Raw genomic sequence first — 21,824 nt, forward strand, 5'->3', positions numbered from 1 at the left:
TAACGTATCTAGCCTACATGACAGCCTCAGGCGGCACAGCCCCTTTTCGGCCTACGCATTCACCCGAGCCGGCGACGGAGCGCCTCGATGTCGGCGCGCGTGACGCCATGGCGCAGCAGGAACGGCTCCACCTCCAGCTGGGCCAACACCTGCAGCAGGGACCCGCGCATGTCCGCCACCCGCGCCTCCAGCTCCTCGCCGCCGACGTACCGCTCTACCGGATGCGGATAGGGGCTGATCCGGTGCCAGTCGTTGATGCCGCGGATGCCGAGCTCGTGTGCGTCCGCGATCCGCTCGGCCGGGACGCCGGCGAGCTGCAGCAGCATCATGGAGACCATGCCCGTGCGGTCCCGCCCGGCGGAGCAATGGACGACGACGGCGCCCTCCGCGTGCGCCAAGGTGCGGAATACCTCGGCGATCAGGTGCGGGAAGACCCGCACGTTGTCCAGGTAGTAACGCGGGTGGTTCATGTACGGAGCACTGTGGGCGAACTGTGCATGCCCGGGCTCTTCGGTCGGCCGGTTGAGCACAATAAACTTGTCCAGCGCCCCGGCCGGCACCACGGGATCGGTCGGGCGGCGCGAGCGCTCGCCCGGGTTCCGCAGATCCACGATGGTGCGCACGCCGTCGTCGTACGCTTGCTGCCAGCCCGCGGCAGTCAGCCATTCCGCGCGGCCCATCCGGAAGATGTCCCCCGCCACCCGGCGGGCGTTGACCGCGCCTTCCCAAGCGACGGCGCCGGCATCGGCCCCGGCGGGCGCCGGCACACCCGCGAAGTCACCGGGTTCCCGTGCCGCCGGCGGGCCGTCTGGCCCCGGTGCGCCGGAGCGGGCGGGGCCGGCCTGCCCGGCTTCGGGCAGCCCGGCGGCGTCGCGGGACTGTTCGGACGACATTCCAGCAGCCTACCGCCGCCGGGCGCCGGATTGACATGCTCCCCCTTAACGGCTGCAGCCCGGCACGTGGCCGGGCCGCAGCTGTCAAGGTTCCGCCTTCAAACGGGGCCATGTCCTACAGACGGGCCGGCCGGCGGGGCGCCTAGTCCTCCCAGTCGAAGAAACCCTTGCCGGACTTGCGGCCGAGCTCGCCGCGGGCCACCTTGTCGCGGAGGATCTGCGGCGGGGCAAATCGATCCCCGAGCGTGGATTGGAGGTACTCGGCAATGCCGAGGCGGACATCCAGCCCCACAATGTCGGTGGTCTTGAGCGGGCCGACCGGGTGCTTGTAGCCCAGCACCATCGCGTCGTCGATGTCCGCGGCGGATGCCACGCCCTCTTCCACCATGCGCATGGCTTCCAGCGCGATGGCCACCCCCAGCCGCGAGGAGGCGAACCCCGGCGCGTCATTGACGACGACGGCGGTCTTCCCCAGTGCCTCGACCCAGCTCTTGGAGGCGGCGGCGAGCTCTTCCGACGTCTTCGGGGCCAGTACCACTTCGACCAGCTGCGAGGCCGGAACCGGGTTGAAGAAGTGCAGGCCGCAGAAGCTCGCCGGGCGCTGCAATTGGTCGGCCAGCTTGGTGATGGACAGCGAGGACGTGTTCGTCGCCAGCCATGCCGTCGGGGACAGCTGGGCCTCGACGGCCTTCAGCGCGGTGGCCTTCAGCTCGAAGTCCTCCGGCACCGCTTCCACGACCAGCCCGCACGCGGCGAACGAACCGTAGTCGACGGAGACGGACAGCCGGGACTTGAGCGCATCCAGGGGTTCGGTGGTCGTGCCCCGCTCCACGCTCTTGGCCAGCGCCGCGGTTACTCGCTCGCGGGCCGCCTCGGCGGCGGCCTCGTCGCGCTCCACCACGACGACGTCGGCTCCGGCCGTCAGGAACGCGTGGGCGATGCCGGCGCCCATGCGCCCGCCGCCGAGGACACCCACGTTGTTGGGAATGGTCTGCACGGAATTCATCTCGCTCACTTTGCTCCTTGCTGCTCTGCGGCGCCGGGGCTTCGGACGGCGTCCCCGCCCGGTGCGGCGGCGGCCGGCTTTGCGGTACTGCGGGCTGCGCTCTTGGCGGCGCTTTTGTCCAGGAATGCCTGCATCCGGTCGAACTTCGCCTGCGACTCGAACAGGATGCCCTGGGCGATGGTGTCGATCATCGGGTGCGCCTCGCGCGGGGTATGGAACACCGACTTGGTGATGCGCACGGCCAGCGGATCCTGCTTGCCGATCCGGTCCGCCAGCGCATGCGCGGCGTCGATGAGCCCGGCCGGCTCGTGGATTTCGGTGACGAGGCGGGCCGCCAGCGCTTCTTCGGCGTCCAGGATTCGGCCGGCCAACAGGATCTCCTTGGCCAGCGGCTCTCCCACCAGTTCCTTCAGGCGCCAGGTGGCACCCGCCGCAGCCATGATGCCCAGGCCGACCTCGGGCTGCCCGATCTTCACCGAAGGCGTGGCGATGCGGAAGTCGGCGGCGTAGGCAAGCTCCGCTCCCCCGCCCAGTGCGAAGCCATCGAGGGCCGCGATGACCGGCATCGGCAGCTGCGCGATGCGGTGGAAGACCGTGGAATTGATCCCGGCCAGCGCATCGTCGCGGCGGCGCTCGCGCAGCTGGGAGATGTCCGCCCCGGAGGCGAAAATCCCCTTGCCGTTGACTTCGGTGCCGGACAGGATCAGGATCCGCGGTGCGCGTTCCAGCACGGCGCACACGGCATGCAGTTCGTCGACCATGGCCTGGTCGATGGCGTTGCGGACTTCCGGACGGTTCAACGCCAGGTGGACGCGGTCCTCCCGCTCGTCCAGCCTCAGCGTGCTGAAGGAGTAGTCGTCGAAGAGCATCAGACCCGCTCAACGATCATGGAGGTGCCCTGGCCGACGCCCACGCACATGGTGGCCAGGCCGCGCTGCGCGCCTTCGCGCTCCATCCGGCCCAGCAGGGTCACCACCAGGCGGGATCCGCTGGAACCGAGCGGGTGCCCCAAGGCGATGGCACCGCCGTCGTTGTTCACGATTGACTGGTCCAGCTTCAGGTCCCGCAGCACCGCGAGCGACTGGGTGGCGAAGGCCTCGTTGAGCTCCACGGCGCCGAGGTCGTCGACGCTCCAGCCGGCACGGTCCAGCACCTTTTGGGTGGCCGGCACCGGCCCGATGCCCATGATCTCCGGTGCGACGCCGGCCGACGCGCCGTCGACGATGCGGGCGCGCGGGGTGAGGCCGAACTTGTTGATGGCGGCCTCGGAGGCGATGACGATGGCCGAGGCGCCGTCGTTGAGTGAACTGGAGTTGCCCGCGGTGACCACGCCGTCGGGCTTGATGATGGAGCGGAGCCCGGCCAGGACCTCGAGGGTGGTGCCGGGGCGGGGCCCCTCGTCCGTGTCGACGACGGTGTCGCCCTTCCGCCCCTTGATCGTCACCGGAACGATTTCGTCCTTGAGCCGGCCGGCCTCGATGGCCGCGATGGCGCGCTCGTGGGACTGCACCGCAAACGCGTCGGCGTCCTCGCGGGAAATGCCGTAGACATCGGCGACTTCCTCGGCGGTCTCCGGCATGGAGTAGGTCATCTTGCCGCCGCGGCTGAGGTCGCCCTTGGCGAAACGCTGGTTCACGAACCGCCAGCCGATGGAGGTGTCGAAGATTTCGCCCGGCTTGGCGAAGGCCTTTGCCGGTTTCTCCTGCACCCACGGCGCTCGGCTCATGGATTCCACGCCGCCCGCGATGACGATGTCCGCTGCGCCCGCCTTGATCATGTGCGACGCCTGGATGATGGCGCTCAGGCCGGAGGCACACAGCCGGTTAACGGTGATGCCGGGAACGTGGTCGCCATAGCCGGCCAGCAGCCAGGCCATGCGGGCCACGTTGCGGTTTTCCTCGCCCGCCCCGTTGGCGTTGCCGAGGATGACCTCCTCGACGGCATCCGGATCGATGCCTGCCCGGACCACGGCTTCCTTGACGACCAGCGCCGCCAGGTCGTCTGGACGGACTGCCGACAGTGCCCCTCCGTAGCGGCCAACCGGGGTCCGCGCCCCGCCAATCAGGAATGCCTCAGCCATAGAAATAACCCCTCGCGCTTGATCGTTCAACGATGACGATGAGCGGTCGCTTCGGCTGCCGCAGACGACTGAAATTACCGACCGACCGTTCTAAAAAGAATCCCACGCGGCCGGGGGCGGGTCAACTACCATGACGTGGACGATTGCAGGCAGCGCCTCCGGCGGAACCCGTCCGGCTCAACGGGCGGTTTCGTCCCGGCCCTCGGCCTTGCCCTCGGCCTTGGCGGCAATCTCTTCCAGGTCTTTGGCCATCTGCTTGCGCGCCATGCGCAGTCCCAGCTTTCCGAAGAGCGCCATCATCAGCCTGGAGAGCTTTCCGGGATTCTCCAGCTCGGCCCCGAAGAACATGGCCAGCCGGGTGCCGCCGTCCGCTGGCGTGAGCGTAAACCTCGTGGTGTAGTCGGCGCCGTTCGATGTCGCCTTGACCGTCGTCGCAGCCGGCGCGTTGACCTCCGCCACCCACATCTCCTCGGTGGCCTCCTTGCCCATCATCTTGCGGGTTTCGCGCCAACGGAAGCCTTCGGCGTACTCGCCGGGCGTCAGGATCTCGACGCGCGTGACGGAACTCAGGGTCCGGGCGGACCCGGGAATATCAGTGATAACGCGCCACACGGCGTCGACCGGTGCGTTGACGTGCCGGACTAGTTCAAGGTGATGGCCCACAGTCGCTCTTTCGGAAGGAGTCGGTAGTCCCGAACAGCTTAGTGGAGGGGGTGCTCTCGGCCCAGCCCGCGGGAGGGCAACGATAAACTCGAAGGGTGACTTCCGAGAGCCCCGCCCCAGCCAGTACCGCCAACACCTCCGCCGGCAGCACCGGCGCCCCGGCGCAGCCTGCCCTGCCGGAGAAGGTATCCGACCTCTTCGACCCGACGCGCTGGCGCGTGGTGGAAGGCTTCGACTTCCAGGACATGACCTACCACCGCCAGGTGGAGCGCGACGTCAGCGGCAACGTGGTCCGCGACCTGCCGGCGGTGCGCATCGCCTTCAACCGGCCGGAAGTGCGCAATGCCTTCCGACCCGGCACCGTGGACGAGCTTTACCGCGCCATGGACCACGCCAGGATGACGCCGGACGTGGCCACCGTGCTCCTGACCGGCAACGGCCCCTCGCCCAAGGACGGCGGCCACTCGTTCTGCTCCGGCGGCGACCAGCGCATCCGCGGCCGCGACGGCTACCGGTATCCGGTGGAGAACGCGGCCGGCGAGTCGGCGGAATTCATCGACCCGGCCCGCGCCGGCCGGCTGCACATTCTGGAAGTCCAGCGGTTGATGCGCACCATGCCCAAGGTGGTCATCGCCGTCGTCAATGGCTGGGCCGCGGGCGGCGGACATTCCCTGCACGTGGTGTCCGACCTGACCATCGCCTCCCGGCAGCACGGCAAGTTCAAGCAGACCGATGCCACCGTCGGCAGCTTCGACGCCGGTTACGGCTCGGCGCTGCTGGCCCGGCAGATCGGCCAGAAGGCCGCCCGCGAGATCTTCTTCCTGGCGCGTGAGTACTCCGCCGAAGACATGGTCCGGATGGGCGCCGTCAACGAGGCCGTGGACCACGAGCGGCTCGAGGAGGTGGCGCTGGAATACGCCGCGGACATCGCCCGGCAGTCCCCGCAGGCCATCCGGATGTTGAAGTTCGCGTTTAACCTGGCCGACGACGGCCTGGCCGGCCAGCAGGTATTCGCCGGTGAAGCCACCCGCCTGGCGTACATGACCGACGAGGCGGTCGAAGGCAAGGAAGCCTTCCTGGCCAAGCGCGACCCGGACTGGTCGTCTTTCCCCTACTACTTCTAGGGCGGGCGACATGGACATCCAGCCGGCGCTGTCAGCGCTGACCGCGGCGCTGGGCGGCGAGGGCCCCGCCGTCGAACTCGCACCGGACGGCACCCCGCTGCCGGTGGCCTCGCCCGGGCTGGTTCCCGGGACCGCCGCCGTCGTCCGGACCTCGGGTTCCACCGGCACGCCCAAGGCCACCATGCTCGGGATCGACGCGCTGGCCGCGTCGTCGATGGGCACGGCCTTGCGGCTGGGCGGCGAGGGGCAGTGGCTGCTGACGCTCGCGCCGAACTACGTCGCCGGCCTGCAGGTGCTGGTCCGCTCGCTCTACGCCGGCACCCGGCCCTGGGCCATGGATCTGTCCGGCGGGTTCACGGCCCGCGCGTTCACCGACGCGGCGGCCGCCCTGACCGACCGGTTCCGGATCACCTCGTTGGTGCCCACCCAGCTGCACCGGCTGCTCACCGCCGCGGAGCCGGACACGCTCAAGGCGCTGCGCCGGTTCGATGCCATCCTGCTGGGCGGCGCCCGGATGCCGGAGGCGCTGCGGTCGGAGGCCGCCAAACATTCGCTGAAGATTGTGCGCACGTACGGCATGAGCGAGACCTGCGGCGGCTGCGTGTATGACGGCGTGCCGCTCCAAGGGGTCACCCTGCGGCTGGAACGCGGCCGGGTCCTGATCGGCGGCGACGTGGTTGCCGGCGGTTACCTGGACAACCCGCAGCTCACGGCCGCCCATTTCAGCGCGTCCGGCGGCACGCGCTGGTTCCGCACCGAGGACCTCGGGGAGATGGACGACGCCGGTGCGCTCACGGTGATCGGGCGCGCGGACGACGTGCTGATCACCGGCGGCGTCAAGGTGTCCGCGGCGGCCGTCGCCGAGGTGATTGAAGGACTGCCGGACGTCCAGGCCGCGCTGGTGGCGGGCATCAACGATCCCGAGTGGGGCACCAAGGTGTGCGCCGCCGTCGTGGGCTCCGCCGCGGAAGAGGACATCAGGGCCCGGGTCCACGAGGCGCTGGGCGGGCCCGCCGTCCCGCGCCACGTGGTGCGCCTGGAAGCTCTCCCGCTGCTGCCCAACGGCAAGCCGGACCGGCTGGCCGTGGCCGACATCCTGCTCCGTTCGGCGGCGGATGCCGCCGGGCACAACGGCGCGCCCCGCGGCGGGAAACCGCCGTCCGTATGACATCCGGCACTCCTGCGCCGCTGGCTGCACGGCCCTTCCACTTCCATGGGCGAGAATAGACCGGTGCTGCGGCTGCCCGCAGCCAACGATGCACGAAACCCCCACAGGTAAGGATTTTGCACAGTGGCTACAGCCGGGCAATGGCTCGAAGGGGCACGGCCCCGCACCCTTCCGATGGCGGTCGCTCCGGTGATCGTCGGCAGCGCGGCCGCCTACGATTTGGGTTCCTTCCGGCCGCTGCATGCCCTACTCGCCGCGCTCATCGCGGTCCTGTTCCAAGTGGGCGTGAATTACGCGAACGACTATTCGGACGGCGTCCGCGGCACCGATGACGTGCGGGTGGGCCCGCTGCGGTTGACCGGGTCCGGGCTGGCCAAACCGAAAGCGGTGAAGGCCGCCGCGTTCGCCAGCTTTGGGCTGGCCATGGTGGCGGGGCTCGCTCTGATCATCCTGTCGCAGACCTGGCCGCTGCTGCTGGTGGGCGTGGGCTGCGTGATTGCCGCCTGGGGATACACCGGCGGCAACAACCCCTACGGCTACCGGGGGCTCGGCGAAGTGTACGTGTTCCTGTTCTTCGGCATTGTGGCCACCATGGGGACCACCTACACCCAGGCCCTGCAGGTCAGCTGGCCGTCCTTCCTCGGCGCGGTGGGGACCGGCCTGATCGCCACGGCACTGCTGATGGCCAACAACGTCCGCGACATCCCCACGGACCGCGAGGTGGGGAAACTGACGCTGGCCGTCCGGATGGGCGACGAGGCGGCGCGCGTCAGCTACGTCATGATGCTCGCGGTGGCCCTCCTGCTGCCGCTCATCATGGTCTACGACTTCCCGTGGATCCTGCTGGTGCTGCTGCTGGTGCCGGCGTGCCTGACGCCGAGCTGGCTGATGCTCAAGGGCAAGAAGCGCGAGAGCCTCATCCCGGTACTCAAGCAGACCGGGCTGATCAACCTCGGGTTCGCCACCGCCTTCGCGCTGGGCGTGGTGCTGAGCCGGCTGATGTAGCCGGTTGCCGGGCGGCGCCGCGGGCGCGCCCGGCCTGAGGCTGGGTCAGCCCTGGTCCCCGGGCCGGGTGCCGTGCGGCTTCTGCTCCGCGTCGCGGGGCTTGCGCGAGGAATCCACGCTCAGTTCGCCGTGCTCGTCGACGGCCGCGTCCTCGGCCAGCGCGTCCGAAATTTCCGTGGAGGTCCTCGGTGCCTTGACGCCGCTGGAGAAACGGCGCGCCAGTGCCGCCCCCGCTTCGTCCCGCATCTTGCGGAAGAACAGGTACGTGATGCACCAACCCATGATCGCGGCGGCGATGGCCGAGTAGACAACACCCAGCCTCAAGAACAGGCAGATGACAAAGATGACGGCCATGATGCCGAGACGCAGGGCGCTGAATTTCCAAAAAGCCACGCCTCAAGTTTACGCTGCCCGCGAGATCGACCGGCCGGTCCCAAGATTCATCAGCCCGCAGCTTAACGCTCACCTACAATTGATTCATGGTCCGTCTCTATGTCCTGCTCGCGGTACTGGCCCTCGCAGTGGTGATCTATGCCCTCATCGAGTGCATCCGGTCGCGGCCGCATGAGGTGCGCAGCATCTCAAAACCGGGATGGATCCTCACGATCATCCTGGTGCCCCTGATCGGAGCCCTGATGTGGTTCGTGTGGGGCCGCCCCCGCGGGCGGCAACCCCAGCAGGCGCCCCGCCCGACCGCCCCGGACGACGACATTGCCTTCCTGCGCACGCTTGATGCGCAGCGCCGCGCCAAACAGCGTGAAGAGGAACTGAACCGAAAGGAACAGGAACCCAAGAAGCGCGAGGACCCCAAGCACGGCAGCGAGGACAAGCCCGCCGCCCATGACGACCGCCAGCTGAGCGAGGACGACCCGGAGAACGGTCCCCGCTAAACGGACCGTGACCTAACGCCGGCGTCCGGCTCCGCAGGTTCCCGGACCCGAAGAAGGCCCGCCGCCCCGATGGGGCGGCGGGCCTTCTTTTGATCCGGGGCGGTCGGCCGATCCTGCCGACTCGTCCTCTAGACCCCCGCGTAGCTGTGCAGGCCGGCGAAGAAGACGTTGACGATCGTGAAGTTGAAGACCACGCACAGGTAACCGACGATGGACAGCCAGGCGGCTCGGGTACCGGTCCAGCCGCGGGTGGCGCGGGCGTGCAGGTAACCGGCGTACACCACCCAGATGACGAAGGTCCACACTTCCTTGGTGTCCCAACCCCAGTAGCGGCCCCAGGCCTGCTCCGCCCAGATTGCCCCGAGCACGAGCGTGAAGGTCCAGAACACGAAGCCCACGGCGTTCAGCCGGTAGGCGGCATTCTCCAGCGTCAGCGCCGAGGGAGCCAGCCGCATGAACGCGAGCTTGTCCGCCTTGCCGGCGCGGCCGCGGGCCTCGCGTTTCGCCTGCACGAGCTGCAGCACGGACATGGCGAAAGTCAACGTGAACAGCGCCGAGGCCAGCACGGCGACCGAGACGTGGATGATCAGCCAGTAGCTCTGCAGGGCGGGCACGAGGTGGGCCACCGGCGTCGGGAAGCCGACGGACGCGGCGATGAGCATGATGACCACAAGGCCGATCACGAACGACCCGAGGAAGCGCAGGTCCTTGCGGGTCAGCACAATCAGGTAAACCACCGCCACCATCAGCGCACCCGTGGTGCAGAACTCGTACATGTTGCCCCACGGCACGCGGTGGGCGGCCACTCCCCGGGCCACCACGCCGGCGGCCAGGATGACGGTAGCCAGCACGCTCAGGGCCACACCGACCCGGGCGGCGGCACGCCGTTCCTTGCCGTAGTTCATCGAGTCGGCGGCCATTTCGACGCCGGCGCCTGCGCTTCCTGCGCCGGCGGCCCTCGCGCCCGCAGCCCCGGACGCCGCACCGGCGGCACCGACCAACACGCCCTGGTCGGCCGCGGCGGGCCCGGCAGCCAGCCGGTCTTCTACCGCCTTGATGGTCTTGCTGGACTTAACCAGGTCCCAGCAAAAGGCGATAAAGGCGACGGTGAAGGCCATCGCGCCGAGCAGGATGAACAGCTCGCTGTACTGGGCCATGGTCTGGTCAATCGTGGGCATGGGAAGAGATGTCCTTAGGAGTTGTCAACGCCGGCGGCGCTCTTGCTATTGTGCGCCCTGGGGGCGGGATCCGTCAGCCACTGGGTGTGGAAGAGTTTGCTGATGGCGGCCGCTTCCGGGGCCAGCCGATGGTCCTCGCCGCGGGCCAGCAGGCCCCACTCGACCATGGTGCGGCCGTCCTCGTGGGTGCCGGCCCGCACCCAGACGCGGCGGCGGCCGATGAACAGGGAGGCGCCCAGACCGGCCAGGGCCAGCGAGGAGAACACGAGGGCGCCGACCTTGCCGGGATCGTGGTGGATGTCCAGGGCGGCATAGCGGACGAGGCCGTCGAACGTGACGCTGCCCATTCCGTTGGGCAGTTCCGCCGTTTCGTAGGCGGCGAGCTCGATGCCGCCGTCGTCCTGGTTGCGGTCGTTGAGGACGGTCAGCTCGGTGGTGTCCAGGACGTAGACATTCTTGGGATCGCCGTTGTCCAGGCCGAGGTCGCCGTAGTAGGAGTTCAGGTACAGCCGGGGGTTCATGGGATCCGGGTCGCTGCCGTAGGCCACCCCGTCTTCGCCTTCCATCGCGGTCGGCAGGAAGAACCCGACGAAGCCCAGCTGTTCCGGCTGCGCGTCCGGCACCTTGATCACCAGGGTGGAGGTGTAGGCGCCGTCGTTCGGAATGGCGACGACGGGGCCCTGGTGGGCGATGTTGCCCTCGCCGTCCCGGATGGTCACCACCGGCGCATAGCCGTTGCCCATGAGGTACACGTTCGTTCCGCCGATGGTCAGCGGGTGGTTGATTTTCAGCACCTGCTGTTCCTCGGGTGCCCCCGGCTCGCCGCGCACCGTCAGCGTGGCGGTGAAATCGAGCGGCTGGCCGTAGTGGGTCGGCGATTCCCGGTCGAAGACCACCTCGAACTCGTCGAGGCGCATGGAGAAGGGCTCCAGCCGGTTCTCGGTGAACCCGGTTCCCGGATTGAAGTTGTCGTAGCCGATGAGCGAATTCACGAACGTTTCGCCCTCGACCAAAATCCGCTGGCCGGTGTAGCCGAACTGCCCGCCGATGGCGACTGACACCAGCACGCCGATCAGCGAGGTATGGAAGACCAGGTTGCCGATTTCCTTGCCGAAGCCGCGCTCGGCTCCCACGGAGGGCCGGTCGGTGGCCGCATCGCGCACATCCACCCGGTAACCGCGGCGCTTCAGCAAGCGGGCGGCGTCCTCCACGGCCGAGCGCGCGGAGACGCCGGCTTCCGCGGGGACCGCCATGGACCCGTACTCGGGCAGTCGCGACAGCCGGCGGGGAGTCCTGGGCGGCTGCGACCGCATGGCCTTGTAGTGCTGGATGGCGCGCGGGATGACGCAGCCGATCAGCGACAGGAAGAGCAGCAGGTAGATGGCGGAGAACCACACCGAGGAGTACACGTCGAAGAGCTGGAAGCGGTCCAGCCACGGCCCGACCTCCGGGTTGTCCGCAATGTACTGGGTAACGACGGCGGGGTTGGCCGGGCGCTGCGGGAACAGCGAACCGGGCACCGCGGCCACGGCCAGCAGCAGCAGGAGGAACAGCGCAGTGCGCATGCTCGTCAGCTGGGTCCACGCCCAGCGCAGCATGCCGGCGAAACCCAGCGCGGGGACGGCAACGTCGTCCCTGTCGCGGCTGCGCTTCCGGTCTTTCGCGGACTCACGGTCCTTCACGGCCCGGCCGCCGCCGCCCGTGCCCGTTCCGGCCGCTGCGGGAGCATCGGCTTCGTCATGGCGCCCAGCGCCGTCGGGTGTCTGACTCATCAGATCGGGAGCCTCACTTCATTTGCAAACCAGTCCTGCAATTGCGTCACCCAGTCTCCCCAGAGCCCGCTGGCCATCAGCAGGCCCAAAACCACCAGCATGGCGCCGCCGGCCCGCTGCAGGAACAACCGGTGCTGGCGGAAGAACGCCATGGCGCCCATCCCCCGCCGCACGCCGAGGGCGATCAGCAGGAACGGGATCCCCAGGCCCAGGCAGTAAACGAAGGCCAGAAACGCGCCCTTGGCCGCATCCGCGCCGCCCGAGTAGGCCAGCGCCTGCACGGCCGAGAATGTCGGGCCGATGCAGGGCGCCCATCCCAGCCCGAACGTCATGCCGAGCACCGGCGCTCCCCACAACCCGGCCGGCGGACGCGACTGGATCTTGCGGTCCCGCTGGAAGTAGGACAGGCCGCCCATGAAGATGATGCCCATGGCGACGACGACGACGCCCAGCACCTGGGTGACCCAGCCGGCGTCGCTGCCCTTCAACCAGGCACCGAGCTGGCCGAAGATCGCCCCGATGATCACGAAGACGACGGAAAAGCCCAACACGAACAAGCCGATGCCGGCGAACATCCGGCCGCGCCGCTGGCGTTCGAGGTCCACGCCGGTCAGGCCGGTGACGTAGCCCAGGTAGCCGGGAACCAGCGGCAGCACGCACGGAGACAGGAAGGAGACCAGCCCGGCCAGCATGGCCACGGGGATTGCCAGCAGCACGGAGCCGTTCAGCACCGTGTCGCCAAAGGCGCCGCCCAAAGTCATCGGCAGCGCGGCCGTCGACCACCCCATTGCTAGGCGGCCACTGAGTCTTTAATCAGGGCCCTGAGGGTGCCCTTGTCCGCAACGCCCAGGATCCGGGCGGCGACGCGGCCTTCCTTGTCCAGCACCAGCGTGGTGGGTACGGCCTGCGGCGGCACATAGGCGGTCATCGCCAACAGGACGTCGCCGTTCTTGTCCATAAAGCTGGGATACGTCACCCCGAAGTTGCGCTCGAATGCCTCGGCCGTGGGGCGCTCGTCCCTGATGTTGACACCGTAGAACCGGGCGCCGTCGGCAAATTCCTCGCTGAGCGCCTGCAGGTCCGGAGCTTCCAGCCGGCACGGCGCGCAGGAGGCGTACCAGAAGTTGAGAACCGTCACCTGTCCGGCCCAGTCGGCTGCATCGACGGTGGTGCCGTCGAAAAGCTTGGCGGTCAGCTGGACGGGTTCGCCGCGCGAGTCGGGCGCGTACTCGGTGACCGACCCGTCGCCGGCAATGTAGTTCTTGTTGTCGCCCGCATTGGCCTGCTGGGCCAACGGATCCTCGGCGGAACAGGCGGCAAGCGAGAGGGCGCCCAGCAGCCCCGCACTGACTTTGAAGGCGGTACGGCGATTGAACGAACGGGGGTTATCGGCAGTCACAGTCACACTTTTCTTCGTGGGGTTGGGGGTATCCCACTTCTACAACGCGTAGTAATTCTATTATGCTCCGGGCAGGTTCGCCGCACCGGGCAGCAGGTGGGCGCACGGCTCCGCATAACGCACCGCGGTGAGCCGGCCGTCGTCGAACTCCACGGAAGTCACCGAGGCCAGCGTGCACTGCCGGCGGCGGGGATCGTGCCAGAGCCGTTTGCCCTCGCAGGCCAGCCGGGTCACCCAGATGGGCAGCTGGTGGCTGACCAGCACCGCCTCGGCACCCTCGCCGCCGCGTTCCACCGCGATCCGGCGGGCGTCGTCGATGGCCTTGCGCATCCGGGCGGCCTGCGCCGCGTACGGCTCCCCCCAGGACGGCCGGAAGGGATTGTAGAGGTGCGGCCAGTGCCGGGGCTGGTTCAGGTGCGAGCGGATGTCCGCCAGGCCCTCGAAGTGGTTCTCGGCTTCGATGATCCGCTCGTCGGTAACGATCTCGAGGCCGAGCGCCTTAGCGGTCGGGGCGGCTGTTTCCTGTGCCCGGGTCAGCGGCGATGCCACCAGGTAACTGATGGTGGCGCCGTCGTCGCGGCGCCCGGAAAAGTAGCCGGCGGCGCACTCGGCCATTTCCTGGCCCAGGGCGGACAGCCTGAAGCTCGGCAGCCTGCCGTAGAGCACGCGGTCGGGGTTGTGGACCTCGCCGTGGCGGAGCAGGTGGACGGTAGCTTCGGGCATGCGTACAAGTGTCTCAAACCGCCGGTGTTTGCCCAAAAGCCCGGCGTCCCGCCGGCGGGCGTGCACCTCCGGCGGCGCGGCCGGCTGCGTGCCTGGCCGCGAGCCGAAAATCATCCTTCAGGCCGACCGACACGGCGCGAGCCTGCATTGTAGTGTTGCATTAACAGCTGCCCAGCACCTCTGCGGCCGGCGCGCAGGCCAGCCGGCACAGACGTGCGACCCGTGTGGATGAGATGAAAAGGAACCGGCCATGAGCACCCCAGAGAACGAACCGAACCAGCCCGGTGACGGGGAAGGCCGGCCCGGAGGCCCAGAGCAGCCCCGGTACGGGCAGAACCTGCCGCAGTACGGCCAGAACGCGCCCCAGCAGCCCGGCTCGGATCAGCCTCCGTACGGGCAAAACGCCCCCCAGTACGGACAGTACGGGCAGAACCCGCCGCAGTACGGCCAGCAGTACGGACAGCCCGGCCAGCAGCCCTACGGTCAGGGCCAGCAGGGCCAGTCCCCGTACGGTCAGCAGTATGGGCAGCAGCCCTACGGCTACCAGAACGCCGTGCCCGGCCAGTACGGCTACCCCGGCGGGCAGGCGCAGACCGCCGCCAAGCCCACGGCGCCGCGCGAAGTCATGATCGCCTTCTGGTTGATCATCGCCGCCGCCGTGCTGACCGCCATCGAAATGCTGACGGAACTGGCGAACCTGGACGGCACCATGGCGACGGTGCTCAACGACCCGGCGGTCCGCGAAGCCCTGGGCGAGCAGGGCGGCCAGTTCTCCGACGCGGAGCTGGCGGAGATGATGAGCGGCACGGCGGGAGTGTTTATCGTCATCACCGCGGTGATCGCCGTCGGGCTGTACCTGATGGTGGCCTTCGGCGTGAAGGCAGGCAAGAACTGGGCCCGGATCACCGGCACGGTGTTCGCCGCGCTGTCGCTGTTCGGACTTTTCAACATCTGGTTCGGCACCTTGTCCGTGCTGCTGGGCATCGCGGCGATCGTGCTGCTGTTCCTGCCGGCGTCGAACAGGTACTTCCAGGCCACCAAGGCGCACAAGTACGGCATCTACGGCCGCTGAGCAGGAGCGGTTCCGGCCGCTCGACGTCCGTTTGACGTCTGCCGGACGGGCGCATGACGGGCGCTTGGCGTCCGCCGGCGGCGGGGCATGCTGGTCAGCTATGCTCCGTCGCCTGCGCCCGTTGCGCGTGGTAGGCCAGGATCTGCAGTTCAGTGGCCATGTCCACTTTGCGCAGCTGCACAGATGACGGGACCTGCAGCACCGCGGGCGCAAAGCTGAGAATGCTCGTCACGCCGGCTTCGACGAGCCGGTCGCAGAGTCCCTGCGCCGCGGCCGCAGGCACGGCCAGGACCGCCATGTTGGCTCCGGTTTGCCGCAGGACGGGTTCCAGGTCAGTGATCGGGCTGACGCGCATCCCTGCGACCTCCGACCCGACGACCTGCGGGTCTGCGTCGAAGAGCGCCACGACCCCGAAGCCCTTGGTGCTAAATCCGGAGTAGCCGGCCAATGCCCTGCCCAGGTTGCCGATGCCGACGATCGCGACTTTCCAGTCCTGGGTGAGCCCCAGAGCCGCGGCAATCTCCTGGCCGACCAGCCGTACGTCGTAGCCCACGCCGCGGGTGCCGAACGACCCGAGGTAGGAGAGGTCCTTGCGCAGGGTGGGCGGGCTGACGCCGGCGGATTCGGCCAATTGCTCGGAGGATATGCGTTCCGTGCCTTCAGACACCAGCGAATTGAGGGCCCGGAGGTAGATGGTCAGGCGTGCGAGCGCGGCCGGCGGGATCTCGTTGCCGGATGTCCTGGCCGCCTCGGTATCCGGGAGGTGGGTCACTGTTGTCGCTCCGATGCCTGCTGCGGGGCTCCGGCCCTGCTGTGTCCAGCCGGTCCGGGCCCTGGGTGCCGCCGGCGGCTGTCCAACCGCAGGCTAGTGTCCCCCCAAGATTAAGCTGCCCCGCGCCGCTCTCCAACTCCGATGACGCGGGCCTGTGGGCCGCGGGCTACTGTGTGAGCAGCCGTCGCAGCCGGTCCGGATCGATGTGCCAGAAGTCCCGCTGGACGCCGTCGATCATGACCACGGGGATCTCTTCGGCGAAGCGCCGCTCAAGCTCGGGGTCCTCGAGGATGTTCTTCTCCTGCCAGGCCAGACCGAGCTCCCCGGCGACGCTCCCGACCGTCTCCCGTGCCGCCTGGCACAGATGGCAGCCGGGTTTGGTCAGCAGCACCAGTTCGTGCGCACGGCCGGCGTCGGATCCACTCATGCCTTCCACGGTAGCCGCCAACGGCAGTGAACGGACAATTCCCGGCGCCTCGTTAGACTCGAAGCATGCCCAAGACCGCCGCCGGCCATGCACAGCGCGCCTCGGTCTCCGCCGACCCGGGGACGGAAGCGGCATTTTTCGACGTCGACAACACCCTGATGCGCGGCGCCAGCCTGTTCCACGTGGCCCGCAAGATGTACCAGCGCGGCGCCTTCCGGCTGCGCGACGCTGCCGGCTTCGGCTTCAAACAGGCCCGCTTCCTGATGCGGGGAGAAAACCTCAGGGACATCCAGTCCATCCGCGACACGGCCCTGGCCCTGGCCACCGGCCTGATGAGCGACGACGTCAAACAACTGGGCGACGAGGTCTACGACGAAGTCATCGCCTCCAAGATCTGGCCCGGAACCAGGGCGCTGGCGGACCAGCACCTGCGGGTGGGCCGCAAGGTCTGGCTGGTGACGGCCACGCCGGTTGAAGTGGCCGCCGTCATCGCCGACCGGCTTGGCCTGACCGGCGCCTTGGGCACGGTGGGCGAACTCGAAGACGGTGCCTACACCGGACGGCTCATCGGGGACATCCTGCACGGGCCGGCCAAGGCTGTCGCGGTCGAGGAGCTGGCCATCCGCCAGGGCCTGGACCTGGCGCGCTGCTGGGCCTACAGCGACTCTTACAACGACGTCCCGCTGCTGACACTGGTGGGCAACCCAGTGGCCATCAACCCGGACACCAGGCTGCGCCGGCACGCCCGGCAGAACAACTGGCCGGTCTATGACTTCAGGAGCGGCCGGCGGGCGGCCACGGTGGGCCTCAAGGCCGCCACGGGTGCCGGTGCGGTCTACGGGCTCTGGCGCGGCGTCAATTGGTTCCGCCGGCCGGCGGCATAACGGCCGGCACAGCCGGTCCACCCCAACCCAACCCGCACGGCTCCCGTTCCGCCCCGTCCCACCGCACACGACCCCACCCAACCCAACCCAACGGCATCAAACCGGTTAACGGCACAAGGCCCGCCAGTTTCCTGGCGGGCCTTGGAAGCTTGGGAACCGGTTGCCGGTCCTACTTCTTGTTGCGGCGCTGGTGACGGGTCTTGCGAAGCAGCTTACGGTGCTTCTTCTTGGCCATACGCTTGCGGCGCTTCTTAATAACTGAACCCACGAGTCCCTCATTCATTAATAGTTTCGCAAGCTGCCGGCGCCCGGCGGGGCACACGCCAACTCACGGTTTTCGACGATGACGTAAAACGTTCCTTAACAGGGTACCGCCTCTGCACCCCCGGCATTGACCGCCGGATGGCAGCAGGCCAGCACCGGAGCGTCAGGCGGTCCCGGTCTCCCGGTCGATCACGGCGCCGCGCAGGTACTCCTCCACGGCTGATTCGGGCACCCGGTAGGAACGTCCGAAGCGCACCGCGGGCATCTCGCCCGAATGCACCAAGCGGTAAACGGTCATCTTGGACACGCGCATGACTGCGGCCACTTCCGACACCGTCAAGAAGCGCACACTCGAGAAATTGTTCTCGTCAGCCATTACGCACTGTTCCTTTACTGTAAGCAACACCGGCGGCGTGCCGCCTTGCCCCGCCCCAACAACCGTCTTCCTAGATACTTTAGAGGCTGTTGTGGCAAAAGTGAAAGTGCACACTGTAGCTTAAGCGTTTTAACCAAGCACGGCCTTTAGCCCTCAGGCCGCTTTCGTGGCGCGATGTCGGCTGGCCGACGCAAGCTGGGCCAGCACGTCGGCCGTCACGTCCCATTCCATGCAGGCATCCGTGACGCTCTGCCCGTACACCAACGCCCTTCCGGCGTCTTGGGAAACCTCCAGTTTCTGTGCCCCGCCCACCAGGAAGCTCTCCAGCATCAGGCCGGCGATGGCGCTGCCACCCGCTTCGACCTGCGCGGCGATCTCCAGCGCCACCTCGGCCTGGCGGTGGTGGCTCTTGCCGCTGTTGGCGTGGCTGGCGTCCACGATCAGCCGCGGATTCAGACCGGCATCGGCCAGCGCCCCGGAGGCCGACGCGACCTGGTCGGCTCCGTAGTTCGGCCCGCTCGCGCCGCCGCGCAGGATCACGTGGGTGTCGGGGTTGCCGTTGGTTGACACCAGCGCCGCCCGCCCCTCGCCGTCGATCCCCAGGAACACCTGTGCCGCGGACGCGGCGTGGCAGGCGTCGAGCGCGACCTGCAGCCCGCCGTCGGTGCCGTTCTTGAAACCCACCGGCATGGAGAGCCCGGACACCAACTGGCGGTGAATCTGGCTCTCGGTGGTGCGTGCACCGATCGCGCCCCAGCTGACCAGGTCCGCCAGGTACTGCGGGCTGATCGGTTCCAGGAACTCCGTGGCCACCGGCAGTCCGAGCTCCGCCACCTCCAGCAGGAAGGTCCGCGCCAGCCGCAGGCCGGCGGCGATGTCATGGGAGCCGTCCAACCGCGGGTCGTTGATCAGCCCTTTCCAGCCCACGGTGGTGCGCGGCTTCTCGAAGTACGTGCGCATCACGATCAGCAGCTCTTCGCGGTGATCCCGGGCGACCTGCGCCAGGCGGCGCGCGTAGTCCAGGCCTGCCGCGGTGTCGTGGATCGAGCACGGCCCGACGATCACCAGGAGCCGGTCGTCCACTCCGTCCATGACCGCGCGGATCTCCTCGCGGCCGCGGGCGACGACGGCGGCGGCTTCGGCGGTCAGGGGCTGTTCCTGCAACACGTCGCCCGGTGACGGCAGCGGGCTGAAGCCGCCCACCCGCAGGTTGTTCGTGCTGCGCGGCGAGGCCGGGGCCGCCGCTTCTACCTCAGCGACGCCGTTGCCCGGCGTCGGCGCTTCGGTCTCCAGGAGGTGATTGGCTGCTGCATTCATGGTCTGTGTCCCGTCTGTTGGCGGCGGGACTTCGCTACAGAACCCGCCGGAGAAATGGCGAAGGGCAGAGAATAATCTCTGCCCTGTTGGCTCTGAAGGTCGGTGTGCGTACGCGCTAAGCGGTTACGTCAGGCCCCTCCAGAGCCAACGCAAAATACGCATACCAACGAGTCGTCATACCCAGAACTCTACGCGGGATCCGCGGGAGAGGGAAAACGCGCGCCGGGACATGACAGATTATGACGACGTCGGGGCGCCGGAACCCGCGGCGGCAGCGGAAGTCCGAGGCCAGCCCAGCGGCGGGGCGCCGGCTCCCGCGCGGCAGCGCCAGCCCGACGGCGCAGCGCCGGCTGCGGCGGCACACGGCCGGAGGGGCGGGAAGGGTGCGTGCGCGGAGCGCGCTCAGGCCAGGCCGGCCAGGACATCAATGCCGAAGACGGGCTCCCGGTCCAGCGGGCGGATGTCTGCGATCCCGTGCGGTTCCAGCACGGCAAGCAGCGAACGTTGGAACCGCGGGACGTTCATGCCGAGTCCGCCGCCGAGCACCACCGGGCCGCTGATGCCCAGCCGCCGGGCGACCAGGGCAATCTGGCCGGCCAGATCCGCCGCGGCGCGGTCGACGATCGCCCCCGCCGGCGGGTCGCCTTCGTCGGCGGCGGCCACCACCAGCCGGGATTTACCGGCCCAGAACCGCCGGTCGGTTTTCGGTGAGTGGAACAGCGCGATCAGTTCCACCGGCTCCTGCAGCCCGCAGTCGTCCAGCAACACGTCCGTAAGCCGGTCCCGCGGCAGGCCCGCATCCAGCCGGGAGAGTACATGCCGCGCTGCTTCCCGCCCCAGCCAGTAGCCGCTGCCTTCATCGCCCAGCAGGTGCCCCCAGCCGCCGGCGCGGGCCTCAAGGCCGGCCTCGTTGATGCCCCATACCGACGATCCGGTGCCGGCCACCACGCCGATCCCCGTGCCGAGGTGTCCGGCGGCCAGCACCAGGCGGGTGTCGTGGACAACATGGACGTCCGCCCCGGGTGCCAGCGGGGCGATCAGCACGCGCAGCGCCGCGGCATCGCCCTCGGTGTCGATCCCGCCCGCCCCTGCGTAGACCGCGGTGATCCCGGCCACCCCAAGCCGGCCGAAGACCTCGGACAGGGCCGCGGCGGCCTGGGCGGGGCTGGCGTTCTGGACGTTCGCGCTGCCCGCCGTCGCTTCCGCAACCAGCAAGCCGTCGTCCAGCCGGATCCCGTGCGTCTTGCTGCCGCCGATATCCAGCCCGATCAGTCTTTGCACCATGGAGTGAGCTTACTCGGGGCGTCCCGCAGCCAGCGGCCTGGCCGGCCCGTCCGCGGGCCTGTCGACGCCGCGGGGACAGCCCCGCGGCGCACAAAACGACGACGGTGCCCGCCGGGGCGGGCACCGTCGTCGTGATCAGTGCTTTAGCTGGGCCCGCTGCCTTAGATGAGGCCCAGGGCGAGCATGGCGTCGGCGACCTTCTTGAAGCCGGAGATGTTCGCGCCCGCCACGTAGTTGCCGGGCATGCCGTATTCCTCGGCGGTCTCCGCGCAGCGGTTGTGGATGCCGACCATGATGTCCGCCAGGCGCTGCTCCGTGTACTCGAAGGTCCAGGCGTCGCGGCTGGCGTTCTGCTGCATCTCCAGGGCCGAAGTGGCCACGCCGCCGGCATTGGCCGCCTTGCCCGGGCCGAACAGCAGGCCCGCGTCCTGGAAGATGGAGGCGGCTTCGCTCGTGCAGGGCATGTTGGCGCCCTCGGCGACGGCGACCAACCCGGACTCCACCAGGCGGCGGGCGGATTTTTCATCCAGTTCGTTCTGCGTGGCGCACGGCAGCGCCACGGTGCAGTTGACGTCCCAGATGTTGCCGTCCGCTACGTAGTGCACGGCCGAGCCGCGGCGTTCGGCGTACTCCGAAATGCGGCCGCGCTCAACTTCCTTGATCTGGCGCAGCAGTTCGACGTCGATGCCGGCCTCGTCCACGATGTAGCCGCCGGAGTCGGAGGCGGTGACCACGGTGGCGCCGAGTTCCTGCGCCTTTTCGACGGCGTTGATGGCCACGTTGCCGGAGCCGGAGATGGCCACGCGCTGCCCGTCCAGGCTTTGCCCGCGGGTTTTGAGCATTTCCTGCGCGAACAGCACCGCGCCGTAACCGGTGGCTTCCGGGCGGACCAGGGAACCGCCCCAGCCGGTGCCCTTGCCGGTGAGGACGCCGGACTCGTAGCGGTTGGTGATGCGCTTGTACTGGCCGAACAGGTAGCCGATTTCGCGGGTCCCCACGCCCATGTCCCCGGCCGGAACGTCGGTGTATTCGCCGATGTGGCGGTAGAGCTCCGTCATGAAGGACTGGCAGAAGCGCATGACCTCGGCGTCGGACCGGCCGCGCGGATCGAAGTCGGAGCCGCCCTTGCCGCCACCGATGGGCATGCCGGTCAAGGCATTCTTGAAGATCTGCTCGAAGCCGAGGAATTTGATGATGCCCAGATAGACGGAGGGGTGGAAGCGCAGGCCGCCCTTGTAGGGGCCAAGCGCGGAGTTGAACTCGACGCGGAAGCCGCGGTTAATCTGGACATTGCCGGCGTCGTCCACCCACGGCACGCGGAAGATAATCTGGCGCTCGGGCTCGCAAATGCGCTGCAGGATCGCGGCGTCGGAGTACTCGGGATGCCGGGCGGACAGCGGCTCGAGGGTTTCGAAGACTTCGGTGACGGCCTGGTGGAATTCCGTTTCGCCTGGGTTGCGGCGGAAGACTTCGTCGCGGACTTCAAGCAGGTGGGCATCCATGGGTGCGTCCCTTCACTAGCTGACG

The 21,824-nt window shown here is 68.6% G+C and carries 24 protein-coding genes; 6 read left to right on the plus strand and 18 right to left on the minus strand.

What is annotated here, in order from left to right; translation table 11 throughout:
* Nucleotides 1-59: 59 nt before the first annotated feature.
* The 5 genes from AC5RVD_RS00495 to AC5RVD_RS00515 all read right to left on the minus strand — a co-directional run bounded on the left by AC5RVD_RS00495 (nt 60) and on the right by AC5RVD_RS00515 (nt 4,642).
* Complete coding sequence (locus tag AC5RVD_RS00495; RefSeq protein WP_494125612.1) at nt 60-893, minus strand: tyrosine-protein phosphatase; 834 nt, start codon at nt 891-893, stop codon at nt 60-62.
* 142 nt (nt 894-1,035) lie between these two features.
* Entirely contained in the window at nt 1,036-1,899 is an 864-nt protein-coding gene (locus AC5RVD_RS00500) for a 3-hydroxyacyl-CoA dehydrogenase family protein (protein ID WP_494112500.1), read from the minus strand.
* Nucleotides 1,900-1,904: 5 nt separating this feature from the next.
* Nucleotides 1,905-2,768: an enoyl-CoA hydratase/isomerase family protein gene (locus tag AC5RVD_RS00505; RefSeq protein ID WP_494112416.1), complete on the minus strand. Its 864-nt coding sequence runs from the start codon at nt 2,766-2,768 to the stop codon at nt 1,905-1,907.
* Entirely contained in the window at nt 2,768-3,979 is a 1,212-nt protein-coding gene (locus AC5RVD_RS00510; RefSeq protein ID WP_493989497.1) for a thiolase family protein, read from the minus strand. Before AC5RVD_RS00510 ends, AC5RVD_RS00505 begins: the two co-directional genes overlap by 1 nt.
* 177 nt (nt 3,980-4,156) lie before the next feature.
* Nucleotides 4,157-4,642 (minus strand): SRPBCC family protein, encoded by a 486-nt coding sequence (locus AC5RVD_RS00515; protein ID WP_494112414.1) that lies wholly within the window; start codon nt 4,640-4,642, stop codon nt 4,157-4,159.
* A 173-nt stretch (nt 4,643-4,815) separates the two neighbouring features.
* On the opposite strand from AC5RVD_RS00515, the gene AC5RVD_RS00520 reads away from it, so the two are divergent.
* The 3 genes from AC5RVD_RS00520 (at nt 4,816) to AC5RVD_RS00530 (ending at nt 7,939) form a co-directional block, all read left to right on the plus strand.
* Entirely contained in the window at nt 4,816-5,766 is a 951-nt protein-coding gene (locus AC5RVD_RS00520; protein WP_494112499.1) for a 1,4-dihydroxy-2-naphthoyl-CoA synthase, read from the plus strand.
* A gap of 10 nt (nt 5,767-5,776) precedes the next feature.
* A complete protein-coding gene (locus tag AC5RVD_RS00525) occupies nt 5,777-6,934 on the plus strand; it encodes an AMP-binding protein (protein WP_494125613.1) in 1,158 nt (385 codons plus the stop codon).
* A gap of 123 nt (nt 6,935-7,057) precedes the next feature.
* Nucleotides 7,058-7,939 carry a 1,4-dihydroxy-2-naphthoate polyprenyltransferase gene (locus AC5RVD_RS00530; RefSeq protein ID WP_494107553.1) on the plus strand — a complete coding sequence of 294 codons (882 nt, stop codon included), beginning with the start codon at nt 7,058-7,060 and terminating at the stop codon, nt 7,937-7,939.
* 45 nt (nt 7,940-7,984) lie between these two features.
* Here the strand turns inward: AC5RVD_RS00530 and AC5RVD_RS00535 are convergent, their stop codons facing one another.
* Nucleotides 7,985-8,332, minus strand: coding sequence for a DUF4229 domain-containing protein (locus tag AC5RVD_RS00535; RefSeq protein WP_494121052.1), 348 nt, complete (start codon nt 8,330-8,332; stop codon nt 7,985-7,987).
* A gap of 86 nt (nt 8,333-8,418) precedes the next feature.
* Here AC5RVD_RS00535 and AC5RVD_RS00540 point away from each other — a divergent pair, with 86 nt between their 5' ends.
* The gene (locus tag AC5RVD_RS00540) at nt 8,419-8,829 is read left to right on the plus strand and encodes a PLD nuclease N-terminal domain-containing protein (protein ID WP_494125614.1); all 411 of its coding nucleotides are present in this window, start codon (nt 8,419-8,421) and stop codon (nt 8,827-8,829) included.
* A 128-nt stretch (nt 8,830-8,957) separates the two neighbouring features.
* Here the strand turns inward: AC5RVD_RS00540 and ccsB are convergent, their stop codons facing one another.
* The 5 genes from ccsB to AC5RVD_RS00565 form a co-directional block, all read right to left on the minus strand.
* A complete protein-coding gene (gene ccsB, locus AC5RVD_RS00545; RefSeq protein WP_494121058.1) occupies nt 8,958-10,007 on the minus strand; it encodes a c-type cytochrome biogenesis protein CcsB in 1,050 nt (349 codons plus the stop codon).
* A gap of 14 nt (nt 10,008-10,021) precedes the next feature.
* Entirely contained in the window at nt 10,022-11,605 is a 1,584-nt protein-coding gene (gene resB / locus AC5RVD_RS00550; protein ID WP_494126041.1) for a cytochrome c biogenesis protein ResB, read from the minus strand.
* 173 nt (nt 11,606-11,778) lie between these two features.
* Nucleotides 11,779-12,567, minus strand: coding sequence for a cytochrome c biogenesis CcdA family protein (locus AC5RVD_RS00555; protein ID WP_494112408.1), 789 nt, complete (start codon nt 12,565-12,567; stop codon nt 11,779-11,781).
* A gap of 2 nt (nt 12,568-12,569) precedes the next feature.
* Nucleotides 12,570-13,184, minus strand: a complete 615-nt coding sequence (locus tag AC5RVD_RS00560) for a TlpA family protein disulfide reductase (RefSeq protein ID WP_494125615.1) — start codon at nt 13,182-13,184, stop codon at nt 12,570-12,572.
* Between the two features lie 54 nt (nt 13,185-13,238).
* Nucleotides 13,239-13,901, minus strand: a complete 663-nt coding sequence (locus AC5RVD_RS00565) for a histidine phosphatase family protein (RefSeq protein WP_494125616.1) — start codon at nt 13,899-13,901, stop codon at nt 13,239-13,241.
* Between the two features lie 250 nt (nt 13,902-14,151).
* Here AC5RVD_RS00565 and AC5RVD_RS00570 point away from each other — a divergent pair, with 250 nt between their 5' ends.
* Nucleotides 14,152-14,973, plus strand: coding sequence for a hypothetical protein (locus AC5RVD_RS00570; protein WP_494125617.1), 822 nt, complete (start codon nt 14,152-14,154; stop codon nt 14,971-14,973).
* A gap of 94 nt (nt 14,974-15,067) precedes the next feature.
* Here AC5RVD_RS00570 and AC5RVD_RS00575 read toward each other — a convergent pair whose 3' ends face one another.
* Both AC5RVD_RS00575 and AC5RVD_RS00580 read right to left on the minus strand, forming a co-directional pair.
* Entirely contained in the window at nt 15,068-15,745 is a 678-nt protein-coding gene (locus tag AC5RVD_RS00575) for a redox-sensing transcriptional repressor Rex (protein ID WP_494125618.1), read from the minus strand.
* 166 nt (nt 15,746-15,911) lie between these two features.
* Entirely contained in the window at nt 15,912-16,172 is a 261-nt protein-coding gene (locus AC5RVD_RS00580; protein ID WP_494125619.1) for a glutaredoxin family protein, read from the minus strand.
* Nucleotides 16,173-16,237: 65 nt separating this feature from the next.
* Here AC5RVD_RS00580 and AC5RVD_RS00585 point away from each other — a divergent pair, with 65 nt between their 5' ends.
* The gene (locus tag AC5RVD_RS00585; protein WP_494112403.1) at nt 16,238-17,056 is read left to right on the plus strand and encodes an HAD family hydrolase; all 819 of its coding nucleotides are present in this window, start codon (nt 16,238-16,240) and stop codon (nt 17,054-17,056) included.
* Nucleotides 17,057-17,225: 169 nt separating this feature from the next.
* On the opposite strand, the gene AC5RVD_RS00590 is transcribed toward AC5RVD_RS00585, so the two are convergent.
* The 5 genes from AC5RVD_RS00590 to gdhA all read right to left on the minus strand — a co-directional run bounded on the left by AC5RVD_RS00590 (nt 17,226) and on the right by gdhA (nt 21,799).
* Nucleotides 17,226-17,324, minus strand: coding sequence for a 30S ribosomal protein bS22 (locus AC5RVD_RS00590; protein ID WP_003792170.1), 99 nt, complete (start codon nt 17,322-17,324; stop codon nt 17,226-17,228).
* Between the two features lie 159 nt (nt 17,325-17,483).
* On the minus strand, nt 17,484-17,696 hold the full coding sequence (locus AC5RVD_RS00595; RefSeq protein WP_493978048.1) for a helix-turn-helix domain-containing protein: 213 nt from the start codon (nt 17,694-17,696) through the stop codon (nt 17,484-17,486).
* 153 nt (nt 17,697-17,849) lie between these two features.
* Nucleotides 17,850-18,989, minus strand: coding sequence for a 3-deoxy-7-phosphoheptulonate synthase (locus tag AC5RVD_RS00600; protein WP_494126042.1), 1,140 nt, complete (start codon nt 18,987-18,989; stop codon nt 17,850-17,852).
* Nucleotides 18,990-19,415: 426 nt separating this feature from the next.
* Nucleotides 19,416-20,297, minus strand: coding sequence for an N-acetylglucosamine kinase (locus AC5RVD_RS00605; protein WP_494125620.1), 882 nt, complete (start codon nt 20,295-20,297; stop codon nt 19,416-19,418).
* A 161-nt stretch (nt 20,298-20,458) separates the two neighbouring features.
* Entirely contained in the window at nt 20,459-21,799 is a 1,341-nt protein-coding gene (gene gdhA / locus AC5RVD_RS00610) for an NADP-specific glutamate dehydrogenase (protein WP_494113587.1), read from the minus strand.
* Nucleotides 21,800-21,824: the final 25 nt, after the last annotated feature.

This window comes from Arthrobacter sp. THG-b23, assembly GCF_059091265.1.

Excerpts from the sequence above, each read along its gene's own strand:
- AC5RVD_RS00495 (WP_494125612.1), bottom strand. The coding sequence starts at position 893 with ATGTCGTCCGAACAGTCCCGCGACGCCGCCGGGCTGCCCGAAGCCGGG.
- AC5RVD_RS00500 (WP_494112500.1), bottom strand. The coding sequence starts at position 1,899 with ATGAATTCCGTGCAGACCATTCCCAACAACGTGGGTGTCCTCGGCGGC.
- AC5RVD_RS00505 (WP_494112416.1), bottom strand. The coding sequence starts at position 2,768 with ATGCTCTTCGACGACTACTCCTTCAGCACGCTGAGGCTGGACGAGCGG.
- AC5RVD_RS00510 (WP_493989497.1), bottom strand. The coding sequence starts at position 3,979 with ATGGCTGAGGCATTCCTGATTGGCGGGGCGCGGACCCCGGTTGGCCGC.
- AC5RVD_RS00525 (WP_494125613.1), top strand. The coding sequence starts at position 5,777 with ATGGACATCCAGCCGGCGCTGTCAGCGCTGACCGCGGCGCTGGGCGGC.
- AC5RVD_RS00540 (WP_494125614.1), top strand. The coding sequence starts at position 8,419 with ATGGTCCGTCTCTATGTCCTGCTCGCGGTACTGGCCCTCGCAGTGGTG.
- ccsB (WP_494121058.1), bottom strand. The coding sequence starts at position 10,007 with ATGCCCACGATTGACCAGACCATGGCCCAGTACAGCGAGCTGTTCATC.
- resB (WP_494126041.1), bottom strand. The coding sequence starts at position 11,605 with ATGCTGCGCTGGGCGTGGACCCAGCTGACGAGCATGCGCACTGCGCTG.
- AC5RVD_RS00555 (WP_494112408.1), bottom strand. The coding sequence starts at position 12,567 with ATGGGGTGGTCGACGGCCGCGCTGCCGATGACTTTGGGCGGCGCCTTT.
- AC5RVD_RS00565 (WP_494125616.1), bottom strand. The coding sequence starts at position 13,901 with ATGCCCGAAGCTACCGTCCACCTGCTCCGCCACGGCGAGGTCCACAAC.
- AC5RVD_RS00570 (WP_494125617.1), top strand. The coding sequence starts at position 14,152 with ATGAGCACCCCAGAGAACGAACCGAACCAGCCCGGTGACGGGGAAGGC.
- AC5RVD_RS00580 (WP_494125619.1), bottom strand. The coding sequence starts at position 16,172 with ATGAGTGGATCCGACGCCGGCCGTGCGCACGAACTGGTGCTGCTGACC.
- AC5RVD_RS00585 (WP_494112403.1), top strand. The coding sequence starts at position 16,238 with ATGCCCAAGACCGCCGCCGGCCATGCACAGCGCGCCTCGGTCTCCGCC.
- AC5RVD_RS00595 (WP_493978048.1), bottom strand. The coding sequence starts at position 17,696 with ATGGCTGACGAGAACAATTTCTCGAGTGTGCGCTTCTTGACGGTGTCG.
- AC5RVD_RS00605 (WP_494125620.1), bottom strand. The coding sequence starts at position 20,297 with ATGGTGCAAAGACTGATCGGGCTGGATATCGGCGGCAGCAAGACGCAC.
- gdhA (WP_494113587.1), bottom strand. The coding sequence starts at position 21,799 with ATGGATGCCCACCTGCTTGAAGTCCGCGACGAAGTCTTCCGCCGCAAC.